Annotated in this window: 10 protein-coding genes; all 10 read right to left on the reverse strand. The window is 70.5% G+C overall.

All coding sequences use genetic code 11. The features are described 5' to 3' along the window. Positions 1–354: 354 nt before the first annotated feature. Positions 355–861, reverse strand: a complete 507-nt coding sequence (locus Q8O14_01380) for a histone H1-like repetitive region-containing protein (protein ID MDP2359393.1) — start codon at positions 859–861, stop codon at positions 355–357. A gap of 127 nt (positions 862–988) precedes the next feature. Continuing rightward, entirely contained in the window at positions 989–2,305 is a 1,317-nt protein-coding gene (gene hflX / locus Q8O14_01385) for a GTPase HflX (GenBank protein MDP2359394.1), read from the reverse strand. Beyond that, positions 2,302–4,323 (reverse strand): BatA and WFA domain-containing protein, encoded by a 2,022-nt coding sequence (locus Q8O14_01390; GenBank protein MDP2359395.1) that lies wholly within the window; start codon positions 4,321–4,323, stop codon positions 2,302–2,304. The genes hflX and Q8O14_01390 overlap by 4 nt, the downstream gene beginning before the upstream one ends. Further along, a complete protein-coding gene (locus Q8O14_01395; GenBank protein ID MDP2359396.1) occupies positions 4,320–4,895 on the reverse strand; it encodes an SIS domain-containing protein in 576 nt (191 codons plus the stop codon). Before Q8O14_01395 ends, Q8O14_01390 begins: the two co-directional genes overlap by 4 nt. Then, entirely contained in the window at positions 4,892–5,662 is a 771-nt protein-coding gene (locus Q8O14_01400; GenBank protein ID MDP2359397.1) for a phosphoglycerol geranylgeranyltransferase, read from the reverse strand. Before Q8O14_01400 ends, Q8O14_01395 begins: the two co-directional genes overlap by 4 nt. Continuing rightward, positions 5,652–6,434, reverse strand: a complete 783-nt coding sequence (locus tag Q8O14_01405; GenBank protein MDP2359398.1) for a fumarylacetoacetate hydrolase family protein — start codon at positions 6,432–6,434, stop codon at positions 5,652–5,654. The genes Q8O14_01400 and Q8O14_01405 overlap by 11 nt, the downstream gene beginning before the upstream one ends. Positions 6,435–6,471: 37 nt before the next feature. Beyond that, on the reverse strand, positions 6,472–9,099 hold the full coding sequence (gene alaS / locus Q8O14_01410; GenBank protein ID MDP2359399.1) for an alanine--tRNA ligase: 2,628 nt from the start codon (positions 9,097–9,099) through the stop codon (positions 6,472–6,474). Between the two features lie 137 nt (positions 9,100–9,236). After that, complete coding sequence (purM, locus tag Q8O14_01415; GenBank protein MDP2359400.1) at positions 9,237–10,247, reverse strand: phosphoribosylformylglycinamidine cyclo-ligase; 1,011 nt, start codon at positions 10,245–10,247, stop codon at positions 9,237–9,239. 180 nt (positions 10,248–10,427) lie between these two features. Next, positions 10,428–12,257: a long-chain fatty acid--CoA ligase gene (locus tag Q8O14_01420; protein ID MDP2359401.1), complete on the reverse strand. Its 1,830-nt coding sequence runs from the start codon at positions 12,255–12,257 to the stop codon at positions 10,428–10,430. Positions 12,258–12,396: 139 nt separating this feature from the next. After that, a complete protein-coding gene (locus Q8O14_01425) occupies positions 12,397–13,683 on the reverse strand; it encodes an MFS transporter (protein MDP2359402.1) in 1,287 nt (428 codons plus the stop codon). Between the last annotated feature and the right edge of the window lie 52 nt (positions 13,684–13,735).

Here is a 13,735-nt window from a genome sequence, read left to right on the forward strand (position 1 = left end):
CCCGCTCCGCCGCTTGCGCGGCGTGGCCCTTTCAAGCCCAAGGCGGGATCTCCCCAGCCAAGAACGCCGTCCTTCACCGCACGATGGCCGGATCTACGCCGCCTGACCTTGACCATCGGAGCTTCGCGATCACATGCCCGCTCGCCCCGTCCGGCGTCGCCTCCTATCCGGTTCTTGTCCATCCACCCGCGGTTGATGCTCCACGCGTCCTTCCCACGGTCGGTCGCCCTTCCGCAGCTGCGCTTCGCTTCGATCGCGATGGTCTGCTTACGGGAGGACTTGCACCTCCAGGACGGCGCCCTGCTGGGCGCACCCAAACGAAAGAGGGCCGCGTCGCGGCCCTCTTCATGCAGGTCAGGATTTGCCTTCCAACAACTCCCGGACCCAGGTGCTGACGGTTTTCTTGCCCGCCTTGCGTTTCAACTGGGCCATGGTCTTCTCGGAAAGGCGCACGTGCAGCACGGAGCTCAACTGAGCTTCGTGCTTGCCGGCAGGAGCAGGTTTGTCGGAGCTGCCGGACTTCTCATCACCGGCCTTCGCCTTGGGCGTGCTCTTCCTGGCGCCCGGTTTGGTGGCGGGCTTGGCCGGAGCCTTCTTGGCGGCCGGCTTCTTCGCCGCCACCTTCTTGGCGGCCGGCTTCTTCGCCGCCACCTTCTTGACGGCCGGCTTCTTGGCCGCCACCTTCTTGGCCGGAGCCTTCTTGGCGACTGCCTTCTTGACGGCCGGCTTCTTGGCCGCCACCTTCTTGGCCGGGGCCTTCTTGGCAACCGCCTTCTTGGCCGGAGCCTTCTTGGCAACCGCCTTCTTGGCCGCAGGCTTGGCCGCCTTCTTGGCCGGAGCTTTCTTCACCGTTGCGTTCATGGAGACCTCCTTTAAGGTGTGATACGAGGGAAGCATCCCCTTGTTCGGGTCCATGCATCGCGGTGATACATGTTGGATCCGAAACTACTCTGATTGAATGAGCATGTCAAGAGTGTTATCGGTTGTATCACCACTTTTCTTCAATTCTCGCACCTTTTTTTGTGAAAGGGCGAATCAGATCGGCCGCCGAGTCGGCAGGAAGTGAGAGGAGATATAGTCCGCCTTCCGGCGTGGAGCGATGATCGAGCACACGAAAGGCGCTTCGCAATTGGGCGGCCACTTCCTGCCGATCCCACGGCACGAGGAGGACGAGGCGGCGCTGGCCCGCCCCGCGGGATTCCTCAACCCGCTTCAGCAGTGTGTCCAGGCGCAGTCCCTGCGTGGCGCTGACCAGCACGGAGGGACTCCACTCCTCGCTTCGTCGCAACAGGGCGGGGTCCTCCACGAGATCCGCCTTGTTGAAGACATGGAGCACCGGCGTCTCCCCCGCGCCCAGATCCTGGAGCACCTCCCGCACGGTGCGGATCTGGTTCTCCATGTGCGGGTGGCTGATGTCCACCACATGGAGGAGGAGATCCGCCTCCGCCGCCTCGCGCAAGGTGGAGCGGAAGGAGGCGACCAGGTGGTGGGGCAGTTTGCGGATGAACCCCACCGTGTCCGAGAGGAGCACGTCGTTGCCGTCCTCGAGGCGGAGGCGGCGCACGGTGGCGTCCAGCGTGGCGAAGAGGCGGTCCTCCACCAGCACGGCGGAGCCGGTCAGGCGGTTGAGCAGGGTGGATTTGCCCACGTTGGTGTAGCCCACCAGGGCCACCTTGTAAGCATCCTCCCGCCCCTTGCGCCGCGTGTCGCGCTGGCGGTCGATCTGCTTCAGCTCCTCCTGCAGCTGCCGGATGCGGGTGCGCACCAGGCGGCGGTCCGTCTCCAGCTGGGTCTCCCCCGGCCCCCGCAGGCCGATGCCGCCCTGCTGGCGCTCCAGGTGGGACCAGGCGCGCGTCAAGCGGGGCAGCAGGTAGGTGAGCTGGGCCAGCTCGACCTGGGTCCTCGCTTCGCGGGTGCGGGCCCGCCGCGCGAAAATGTCGAGGATCAATCCACTGCGGTCCACCACGGGACGTCCCGCCAGTTTCTCCAGGTTGCGGGCCTGGGCGGGACTGAGGTCGTCGTCGGCCAGGATGAGATCGGCGCCCAGCTCGTCGACCACGGCGGCCAGATGCTGGGCCTTGCCCTTGCCGATCCAGGTCGCCGTGTCCGGACGGGCGCGGGGCTGGATCACCTGGTCCACCACGTCCGCACCCGCCGTGTCGGCCAGCTGGATCAGCTCGTCAAGATGCTCGAGGGTCTCGCGCCGATCCTGCCCCCCGAGCACGAGCGCCACGGCGATGGCCCTTTCGCGCCGGACGATGCCCTCGCCGTCGCGGGCAATGCCCACATCAAAACTCTGTCTCATGATCGGCTCCTTCCCGTGGCCAGCCAGCCCTCCACGGCCAGCAGGGCGAGAGCGGCCGCCAGCAGGAGGGGGCCCAGCTCCGCCGCCTCGACGCCGCGTCCCGCCTCACGCGGCTGCAGGCGCGTCCAGCCGCCGGCTTCCGGCGCGCGCCAGGCGGCCTCCCCGCCCACCGGCCTTGTCGTCTCGCCCGCCGGCAGCCGCACCGCCACCCAGGCCACTGGTCGGCCATCCGCCAGCAAGCGGTAGTGTCCGGGCTCCGGGAGGGGTGGGCTATCCAGCCAGCCCCGCACCGGGTCCAGCACGGCTCGCCACTGGGCGCCCTCCTTCTCCAGGCGCCAGTCGCCGCCCACCACGCCCCGGGGCGGGACGATCCGGCCCGCCGCGCCACAGTCGAGGATGGCGGGCAGGCGCTCGTCACCGTCCAGCCAGCGCAGGCCCTGTTGCAGGAAGGGCGCCAGCAGGCCGCTCGTCGCCAGGGTGGACCACTCCTCGTCCGGCGCGGTGGCCAGGAAGAGGAGGCGTCCGCCCTCCCCCTCGAAGGCGCTGATGAGCGGCCGCCCGCCCGCCTCCGCCAGACTGCGCCGTCCCAGGCCGGTGACTTCGTCCGCTCCCAGTTCAAGCAGGCGCATAACGGCGATGCTCTCCAGGCCGCCCTGCGCCTCGAGGATGGAGGCCAGCACCTCGTGTCCGCGGTCGAGCCGCTCCAGCCGCCAGGCGCCACGGGCCACTCCCGTCGCCGCGGGCAGTCCCAGCTCGGTCAGTTGTCGTGTCGCCTCGACCGGATCGGCGTCGGGCGCCGGCAAGAGGAGGAGGCGCACGCCGCGGTTCCGCGCCTCGCGCAGAGACCGCAGCGCCGCCGCCGGCAAGGGATGGCCCAGGGCCAGCACCAGTTGGTCCAGTCCGGCCGGATCAAGGGCGGCCAGGGTGGCCGCATCCAGCCGCACCAGCTCCAGGCCGCGCCGGTAGCGCTCGTCCGGCAGCAGGGCCGCCGCCAGCACCCGCTCCTGGTCGGCGCCACCGGCCATCAGCCCCACCCGTCGCACGGCCGGCACATGCAGGACGAAGGGCAGCTCGTTGTCGAGTTCCACCACGTCACCATCCAGGCGCAGCACCCCGCGCAACCAGCCGCGTTCCGGCAATTGGAAGTCCAGATCCGCGCCCTGGCGCCAGGGCGCCGACATCGCCGCCAATGGGCGGCGGGCGCGGGTCTCGCCCTCGATGGCGAGGGAGAGGGCAAGGCCCTCGGCCGCTCCCTCCCCCGCCGTCGTGGCCCGCATCAGGGCCGGCTGGCCCTCCCGCAACAGGCCGACGCCCAGCTGCAACTCCACCGGCGCGGCGGGCGTCTCGCCAGCGGGGATGACGACCAGATCGCGCCGCAGGTCGGCCGGCAGGCGGTCGGTCCAATCCGTCGGAGCCTCGAGGCGCAGATCGCTGATGAGCAGAAGCTGCCGCCCCACGGCGGGCGCGTCCTCCAACAGCTCCAGGCTGCGCTCGAGGGCCACGTCCAGCCGCGCCGCGCCCCAGCCCGGCCGCATGCCGGCCAGGCGCAGACGCGCCCCCTCCGCGGCGAGGGGGCCCGCCGCCTCGCGTGGATCCGACAGGGGCACCAGCCACACGCGGTCGCGCTCCTCCAGGTGCTCCAAGCGGCGGGTCGCCAGCTCCCTCGTCTGTTCCCACACGGTGAGGCCGCTCTCGCCGGGCAGGCGGCTGGAGGCGCTGTCGTCCAGGAGCAGGACCAGGGCGCGGGATTCCTTGCCGCCGGGCAGCAAACCGGCTCCGCGGGGCAGCAAGGGCCGGGCGAAGGCCAGCACGAGGGCCAGCAGGAAGAGCACGCGCGCGGCCAGCAGCAGCCAGCGCCGCAACTGGACGCGGCGCAGGCGCGTGCGCTCGATCTCCTGCAGGAAGCGGATGGTGGGGATGTCGCGGGCGCGGCGGCGGCGCAGGTTGAGCAGATGGACCAGCACGGGCAGGCCCAGGACCCCCAGGAAGGCCAGCAGCTCTCCCCCAAGGAAGGTCATGGTGTGAGGCGCTCTTCTACCAGGTCGATGAGGATGTGGCCGGCCGTGATGTGGACCTCCTGCACGCGCCCGGCGTCGGTGCCGGGCACAACCAATGCCAGGTCGCAGAGCTCGGCGAGGGGCGCCCCCTCCCCGCCCAGCAGCCCCAATACGCCCAGGCCCAGGGCGCGGGCGGAGCGGGCGGCGGCCACCACATTGGCGGAGCGGCCGCTGGTGCTGAGCGCGACCAGCAGGTCGCCGGGCCGGCCCAGGGCCTCCACCTGGCGCTGGAAGATCTGCTCGAAGGAGTAGTCGTTGGCGCAGGCCGTCAGCAGCGAACTGTCCGTGGTCAGGGCGAGGCCGGCCAGGGCTCTCCGCTCCCGGGCGGCGCTGAGGCGCACCACCAGCTCGGTGGCCAGATGCTGGCTGTCCGCCGCGCTGCCGCCGTTGCCGGCAAAGAGCACCTTGCCGCCGGCCGCCAGGCAGTCCGCCATCCGGGCCGACATGGCCAGCAGGACCTCGCCGCCCTCGGCCAGCAGCCATTGGCGCAGCCGCAGGCCCTCCTCCACCGCTTGCCGGATGCGCTCCCTCATCGGGGACCTCCTCTCGCCAGCGCGCCCGCCAGGGCCGCCAGTTCCGACTCAAGCTCCTCCAGGGGACAAGTCTCCAGCCGGCTGCCCCCCACCACCAGGTCGGCGCCCGCCGTGGCGGCGCGGGCCAGATCGGCCGGCTCGCGCAGGCCTCCCCCCACGATCAGCGGGCCGGGGAAAACCTCCTTGACGGCGCGGATCATCTCCGCGGGCACGGGCAGGCGGGCCCCGCTCCCCGCCTCGAGGTAGAGCTGGCGGAGGCCCAGGGCGCGCGCCGCCTGGGCGTGGGCGGCGGCGATGTCCGGCTTGCCACGGGGCAGGGGCTGGCTGCCGCTCATGAACTGGGCGCTGGTCGTGGTGCCGGACTCCACCAGCAGGTAGCCGGTGGGCAGGCATTCGATGCCCGAGGCGGCCAACAGAGGCGCCGAGCGCACCTGCTCGCCGATCAGGTACTGGGGATTGCGCCCGGAGATGAGGCTGAGGAAAAGGATGGCGTCGGCCTCGCCCACGACCTGGCTGGCGTCGCCGGGAAAGAGGATGACGGGCAGGCCGCTGCGCTGCTTGAGCCGCCCCACGCGCTGGCCCATGCCAGGACGCGAGAGCAGGCTGGTGCCCGCCAGGAAGGCGGCCACACCCGCCCCCGGCGCGGCGGCGGCCAGCCGGTCCAAGCGCTCCGCCTCGGCGCGGTCGGGATCCACCAGCACGAGCAGGCGCGGCCGGCCCAGGCCCTCCCACAGCCAGCTCTCGACCGGACCCAGCTCACAGCGCATGCTCGACCTCCTCGGCCGCCACCGGGTTCTCCAGCGCTCCCACCCCCTCGATCTCGATCCGCACCCGGTCGCCGGGCGCGAGGGGACCCACGCCCGCCGGCGTGCCGGTGAGGATGATGTCACCGGGGCGCAGGGTGCAGAAGGTGGAGATGTGGGCGACCAGCTGGGCGGGTCCGTGCAGCATGGCGCCGCTGCGCTCCCGCTGGACGCACCGGCCGTTCAGCCAAGTCTCGATCAGCAGGTCGGCGGCGGGCGCCTCCGTCTCGATCCAGGGTCCCAGCGGGCAGAAGGAGTCGTGGCCCTTGGCCCGGATCCACTGCCCGTCGCGCTGCTGCAGGTCGCGGGCGCTGACGTCGTTGGCGCAGGTGACCCCCAGGATGTGCCCCGCCGCCTCGGTGATGGACAGGCGCCGGCCGCCCCGCCCGATGACAAGGGCCAGCTCGCCCTCGTAATCGACCCGCCCGGCGCCGGCCGGCAGGACGATGGGCGCGCCGGGTCCGATCAGGGCGCTGTCGGGCTTCATGAAGACGAGGGGCTCGGGCTGGGACCAGCCCGGGTTCACTTCCTTTATATGGTCGGCGTAGTTGCGGCCGATGCCGAAGATGCGGCCGCCCGCCACCGGCGCCAGCAGCGTGAGCCCCGCCAGGGGATGCTCCGCCCCCTCGCCGCGGGGAGCGCCACCGCCCGGCCGCCACTCGCGCACGAGGTCCTCCGCGACCAGACCCCAGCGGGCCTCGCCGTCGGCAGGATGCTGGAAGCGGCAGATCCTCATCCCCGCCCCCCCATCTCCCCGGCGCGCCGCGCGGAGCTCATGCGCCTGTCCGCGTCCGCACGGCCTGGCGGAAGGCCGCCAGCAGCTCCTCCCAGCGCGCCGGATCGCCCCCGCCGGCCGTGGCCAGCGGGGGACGACCCCCGCCCTTGGCGCCGGCCAGGGGTGCCAGCTCCTTGACCAGGGCGCCGGCCTGCAGGCCCGCGGCCAGCGCCGCCTCCCCCAGGGCCACCACGAAAGCGAGGCGCTCCTCATGCACCGAGGCAAGCAGGGCGGCCACCGATCGCCGGCCGTTGCGCAGCTTCTCGCCCAAGTCCTTGAGCGCATCCAGCTCCAGCCCTTCATAGGAGCGGGCAAAGAGCAGCAGGCCGCCCGCCTCCTCGGCGGCGGCCAGATCCTGTTCCAGACCGGCCTGGGCGAGCTGGTCCTTGAGCCGCTTCAGTTCGCGCTGCAGCTCCTTCTTCTCGGCCAGGCTGCGCTCCAGCTTCTCCACCTCGTTCTCGCCGCGGCCGCCCAGCAGGTTCCGCAGCTCCTCCAGAGTGCGCCGCTGCTCCTGCCACAGGCGCTGGGCCTGGCCGCCGGTGACCGCCTCGATGCGGCGGATGCCGGCGGCGATGCTGCTCTCGGCGACAATGGCGAAGGCGCCGATCTGCCCGGTGCGCGCCACGTGGGTGCCACCGCACAGCTCGGCCGAGAAGTCCCCCATCCGCACCACGCGCACCGTGTCGCCGTACTTCTCGCCGAAGAGGGCGGTCACCCCCTCGGCCATGGCCTGGTCGTAGCCGGTCTCGCGGCACTGCACGGGATGGTCGGCCATCACCTGCTCGAAGACCAGCTTCTCCACGCGCTCCAGCTCGCTGGGATCCAAGCGGGTCGGGTGGCTGAAGTCGAAGCGCAGGCGGCCGGGCTCGACCAGCGAACCCTCCTGGTTGACGTGGGTGCCCAGCACCTGGCGCAGGGCGGCCTGCATGAGATGGGTGGCGCTGTGGTTGCGCTCGGTGGCCCGGCGCAGGTCCGCTTCGACGCGGGCGCTGACCAGCTGGGTGGGATCGAAGCGGCCCTGGACCTGCCCCACGTGGACGCGCAGGTCCTCCTCCAGGCGCGTCTCGCGCACGACCAGGCTCCAGCCCTCGCCTTCGATCAGGCCGCGGTCGCCCACCTGGCCGCCCGCCTCGGCATAGAAGGGGGTCTGCTCGAGGACCAGCTCCAGCTCGCCCTCCTCCCCCTCCCGCCAGCGCAGGATGCGGGTCATGGTGTCGAGCAGGTCGTGGCCGACGAACACGCTGCTGTCCCTGGACAGGACCTGCCAGGGCGCCCGCTCGCGCTGGACCGCCTGCTTGCGGGCGCCGCGGCTGGATTCCCGTTGACGGGCCATCTCCTGCTCGAAGCCCGCCGTGTCCACGGTCAGCCCGTGCTCGGCGGCCATCTGCTGGGTGAGATCGAGGGGGAAGCCGTAGGTGTCGTAGAGGCGGAAGGCCTCGGCGCCGGGCACCAGCCGGCTGCCCTTGGCGCGCAAGCCTTGGCGCAAGGTGTCGAAGAGGGCCAGGCCCCGGTCCAGGGTGCGGCCGAAGCCCTCCTCCTCGCCGCCCAGCACATGCTGGATGTGGGCCAGCTTGCCCGGCAGCTCGGGGAAGACATCGCCCATGACCACGGCCAGTTCGGCGGCGAGGCGGCCCAGGAAGGGCTCGTGCAGGCCCAGCTCGCGTCCGTAGCGGGCGGCGCGGCGCAGGATGCGCCGCAGGACGTAGCCGCGGCCTTCATTGGAGGGGATGGCGCCGTCGGCCACGGCGAAAGCCAGGGCGCGCACATGGTCGGCGATGACCCGGTGCGGCGTGCCCGTCGCCTCCTGGTAGGGCACGCCCGAGATCCGCGCCACCGCCTGGATGAGCGGCTGGAAGACGTCGGTGTCGTAATTGGAGGCCTTGTGCTGCAGCACGGCACAGAGGCGCTCGAAGCCGGCGCCGGTGTCCACGTGCTGGCGGGGCAGCTGGGTGAGGTGGCCGCCCTCGTCGCGGTTGTACTGGATGAAGACGAGGTTCCACAGCTCGATGAAGCGCGCGCTCCCCGTGTTGACGAAACAGGAGGCGGGGTCCAGCGCGCCGAAGGCCTCGCCGCGGTCGATGTGGATCTCCGTGCAGGGACCGCAGGGCCCCGTCTCGCCCATCTCCCAGAAGTTGTCCTTGCGCGGGAAGCGGAGGATGTGGTCAGGCGGGATGTCCGTCTCCTCGCGCCACATGGCGAAGGCCTCCTCGTCGAAGGGGACCCCCTCGTCGCCGGCGAAGACCGTGGCGTAGAGTTTGTCCTTGGGCAGGCCCCAGACCCCGGTGAGCAGCTCCCAGGCCCAGCGGATCGCCTCGCGTTTGTAGTAGTCGCCGAAGGACCAGTTGCCCAGCATCTCGAAGAGGGTGTGGTGGTAGGTGTCGCGCCCCACCTCCTCCAGGTCGTTGTGCTTGCCGGAGACGCGCAGGCACTTCTGGGTTGAGGCGGCCCGCGCATAGGCCCGCTCCCCCTGGCCGAGGAAGACGTCCTTGAACTGGTTCATCCCCGCGTTGGCGAAGAGAAGGGTCGGATCGTCCTTGGGCACCACCGGGGAGCTGGGGACCACCTGATGGCCCCTCTCCTCGAAGAAGCGCAGGAAGTCGCGGCGAATCTGGGCCGAAGCAATCATGGGATCCTCAGTCTGAACTCGAAGAAGATGTGTGTCCCTACAGGATCGATATCGATATCGATATCGATATCGGGATCGGTATCGGTATCGGGATCGGTATCGGGATCGGGATCGATAGCGATAGCGATTGCGGCATTTCAGCCAATCCTTTCCTTCACCACCCGCCCGATGCGGAAGGGGGCCTCGCCCCGGGCCGCGAGCAGGGCCTCGGCCGCCGCGGCCTGGTCGGGCGGGAGCACCAGGACCAGGCCCACCCCCAGGTTGAAAGCGCGCGCCATCTCCTCCGCCGGCACGGAGCCGCAGTCCTGGATGAGACGGAAGAGGGGCGGCCATTCCCAGGCGCCTGGGTCCAGCTCCAGGACGCAGCCGGCGGGCAGGATGCGCCTCGTGTTGCCGACGATGCCGCCGCCGGTGACATGGCTGATGCCATGCACCTCGACCTCCGCCAGGAGGGCCTGCACCGGGTGCAGGTAGCTGCGATGGACGGCGAGAAGGACCTGGGCCAGCGGTCGGCCGTCCGGCAGGGGATGGTCGAGGGGCAGGCCGCCCACCTCGAAGAGGGCGCGCCGCGCCAGGGAATAGCCGTTGGTGTGCAGACCGGTGGAGGGGAGCGCCAGCAGCAGGTCGCCCGGCTGGATGCGCGCGCCGTCCACGATGCGTTGCCGGTCCACCACGCCGACGATGGTTCCCGCCAGGTCGAATTCACCCGCCGCGTAGAAGCCGGGCATCTCGGCCGTCTCGCCGCCGATGAGGGCGCAGCCGTTTTCGCGGCAGGCGATGGTGAAGCCGCGGATCACCTCGGCGGCGGTGTCCACCTCGAGCCGTCCGGTGGCGAAGTAGTCCAGGAAGAAGAGCGGGCGCGCCCCGCAGGCCAGGATGTCATTGACGCAGTGGTTGACCAGGTCCTGCCCCACCGTGTGGTGGATGCCCGTCTGGAAGGCGAGGCGCAGCTTGGTGCCCACGCCGTCCACGCTCGAGACGAGGACCGGCTCGGCCAGCCCGGGAAAGTCCGCCCGGAAGAAGCCGCCGAACATGCCCAGGCCGCCCAGCACGCGGTCGGTGCGCGTCGCCGCGCACCACGGCTTGATGCGCTCGACCAGCGCCTCGCCGGCGTCGATGTCCACTCCCGCCTCGCGGTAGCTGCTCATGGGATCCGCCCCTTTGACCCTGGATTGACGCAGAGGGCCCCGCAGGGCCCTCTGGCAGGCGACAAGATAATGGACCGGCCCCAATCCCCATCCCTTCCACCGGCGATTCGGAATCGCATTGAAGCGGAAGGAGGGGGCGAGGGCCGCCGCGCGCCGGCGGCCGGTCGGACCTGGCCGCCCTCAGCCCGGCAGGCGGTCCTTGTGGTCGCTGGTGAGGTACATGCCCTCGATCACGTTGCCGTACTTCTCCAGGACAAAGGAGCGCTTGATCTTGAGGCTGGGCGTCAACTCGCCCGACTCGATGGAGAACTCGCTGCCCAGCACGCTGAACTTGCGCACCCGCTCGTAGGGGGCCAGCTCCTTGCTCAGGCGCAGGATCTCCTTGTCGATCCGCTCGTAGACCTCGGGATGGTCGGCGATCTGCTGGGTGCTGGGCGGCGGCGAGCCCTCCTGCAGTCCCAGCACTTCCCGAAGCAGGCCGAAGTTGGGCACGATCAGGGCGCTGACGAAGTTGCGATGGTCGCCCACCAGCATCACCTGCTCGATGAGCGGGCTGGTGAGAAGCAGGTTCTCGATGGGCTGCGGCGCGATGTTCTTGCCGCCGCTGGTGACGATGAGGTTCTTCTTGCGGTCGGTGATCGTGAGGAAGCCGTCCGCGTCCAGCCGCCCGATGTCCCCCGTGTGCAGCCAGCCGTCGCGGATGGACTGCGCCGTGTCCTGGGGCCGCTTGTAGTAGCCGGCCATGATGCCGGGCCCGCGGGCCAGGATCTCGCCGTCGGGGGCGAGGCGCAGCTCGACTCCGGGGTAGACCTTGCCCACGGTGCCGAAGCGCACATGGCCGGGATGGTTGGCGGCCAGCACGGGGCTGCTCTCGGTCAGCCCGTAGCCCTCGTAGATCTGCAGGCCGACCGAGAGGAAGAACTCGCCCAGATCCCGCCGCAGGGGGGCTCCGCCCGAGACGGCGAAGCGCAGGCGGCCGCCCGTCCGCTCCCGGATCTTGCCGAAGACGAGGCGGTCGGCCAGCCAGAGGGCGGGGCGGATGTGATAACCGGGCGCCCGGCCCTCGATGGCGTTCTGGGCGGCGGTGCGTCCCATCCCCAGGGCCCAGTTGAAGATGGCCTGCTTGACCTTGGGACCCTTCATCGCGTTCTCAAGGATGCGGGCGTGGATCTTCTCGAAGAGGCGCGGCACGGCGATGAGGATGGTGGGCCGCGCCACGGGGAGGTCCTCCCCCACGCTGGTGATGTCCCGGGCGTAGTAGACGGCGGCCCCCACCGAGATGGGGAAATAGTAGCCGGCCATCCGCTCGAAGATGTGGGAGAGCGGGAGGAAGCTGAGGAAGACGTCCTCCTCCGTGATGGGATAGTTCTCCAGGGCGCCCTGGATGTTGCTGATCAAGTTGCCGTGGGTGAGCATCACCCCCTTCTGCTCTCCCGTCGTGCCCGAGGTGTAGATGATGGTGAAGACCTCGTCCGCGCGGCGAAGGTCGGCCAGGCGGCGCGGCTCGCCCGGGTCGGCGGCCAGGCGGCGGGCGCCCTCCTCCATCACCTCGTCGAAGGGCGTGATCCCCTCCGCACCCGGTCCCTCCCCATCCAGCAGAATGATCCGCTCAAGGGCGGGCAACTGGTCGCGGTGGCGCAGCACCTTGTTGAGCTGGCGGTCGTCCTCCACCAGCACGGCGCGGGCGCCGCAATCGGCCAGCACCTTCAGCACATGGGCCGAGGGCAGGCTGGGGTAGACGGGCACCACCACGATCCCGGTGAAGAGGGCCGCCATGTCGGCCAGCATCCACTCGTGGCGATTGGATGAGAGGATGGCCAGGCGGTCGCCCTCGCCCAGTCCCAGCTCCAACCAGCCGGCGCACAAGGTCTCCACCAACTCAAGGGTGCGGGACCAGCTGCGCGTGTCGAAACCGCGGTCCGTGCGGAGCCCGTAGGCGGTGCGCTCGGGAAAGCGGGCCGCGGTGGCGAGGAACATGGCGGGCAGGGTGCTGGGCATGGCCTGGCTCATGATGATGACCTTCCGGATGATCGTGGTTGTGGTAGCCGGCGTGGTCGCACGGCGGCGACCATTGTCAATATGGAGTTCAGCCCAGCCGTGAACAAGGTTCAAGCCGGGGCCGCCCGGTCCTGCCACGGGCCGCCTCGTCTCAGGCCGCCGCCGCCGCGGGCGACTGCATCCGGCGCTCCATCTCCCGGCCCTGTTGGCGCATCAGCCAACCGGCGGCGAAGAGCAGGCCGGCGGCGATCCAGAAGGCGGCGCTCCAGCCCAGGGTCTGCTTGATGAGCAGGCCCAGCAGGGGGCCGAGCAAACCGCGGAAGCCGGTCAAGGTGACGTGGATGCCCTGGTAGAGGGCGCCGTCCTCCGAGCCGGCGAAGACCAGGCTGGACATGGACCAGGCCACCGCCACGCCGCTCATGGCCATGCCCTGGAGCAGGAAGGCCATGTAGAAGGGAACCAGGCGCATGCCCTCCGGCAGCCAGATGCAGGCGCTGAGCAGCAGCGGGAAGAAGGCGAGCAGGAGGAAGACCTTCGAGCAGAAGGTGGCTGGATTGTAACGATCGTGGAAGAAGCCCATCAGCGGCAGGGTGAGGACGCCGCCCAGGCGCAGCAGGGCCAGCTGTCCCACGCTGATCTGGCTGTAGCTGAGTCCCAACCCCTCGACCAGGTAGCCGGGTTGCACCGTGGAGATGATGAAGAAGGCCAGCCCGTAGATCATGAACTGCCCCTCCCAGCGGGCGAAATCCTTGTTGCGGTCCAGCACGGCCCGCATGCGGTGGATGGGCTGGGCCAGCTGGTGCCAGGTGGGCAGGCGGCCCATCCAGTCCGGGCTGGACAGGGCGGGCCGGTGATGCGCGTAGTCCGGATTGTCAGGCATGCGGTGCCAGATGAGGCGCTCGATGACGCCGAAACAGGCGGCGGCCAGGAAGAGCCATCGCCAGTTGTGGACCGCGGCGTCGAGGAAGCGGCCGGTGGGCCAGGAGGCGAGCAGGATGATGCCGCTGGAGGCGGCCGCCAGCCGGCTGTAGATGCGACTGCGGCGGTTGGCCGGGTAGTTGGCCTGCATCACCCGGTTGCGCAGGGGAATGGTCAGGGAATTGCCCAGCTCATAGAGCAGAAGAAGAGAGAGCAGGACGGGCATGCTGCCGTAGACGCTCATGAGGGCGAGGGGCAGGACGCCGAAGCCGGCGGCCAGCAGGAAAAGGCGGCGCCAGCGGGTGACGAGGCGGATCAGCTCCACCCAGTAGACGCTGAGCAGGAAGCAGAGGGGCGCCACCATCATCAGGAGGGTGATCTGCCAATCGGTGGCGCCCAGGCTCTTCTTGGCGATGGTCGAGCCGAACTGCATGCCCGTCTGCAACAGGGACTCGAAGGGAATGGCCAGCCACTGCAACTGCTGGGTCTGCCGGGCCAGCCGGACCTGATCCGCGCTCATCCTGCCTCGCTCATCCCCGTCCTGCCCCGGGCGGTCGGCGGCGTGGCCCCCC

The sequence above is a fragment of the bacterium genome, assembly GCA_030685015.1.
GTDB lineage: Bacteria > CAIWAD01 > CAIWAD01 > CAIWAD01 > CAIWAD01 > CAIWAD01.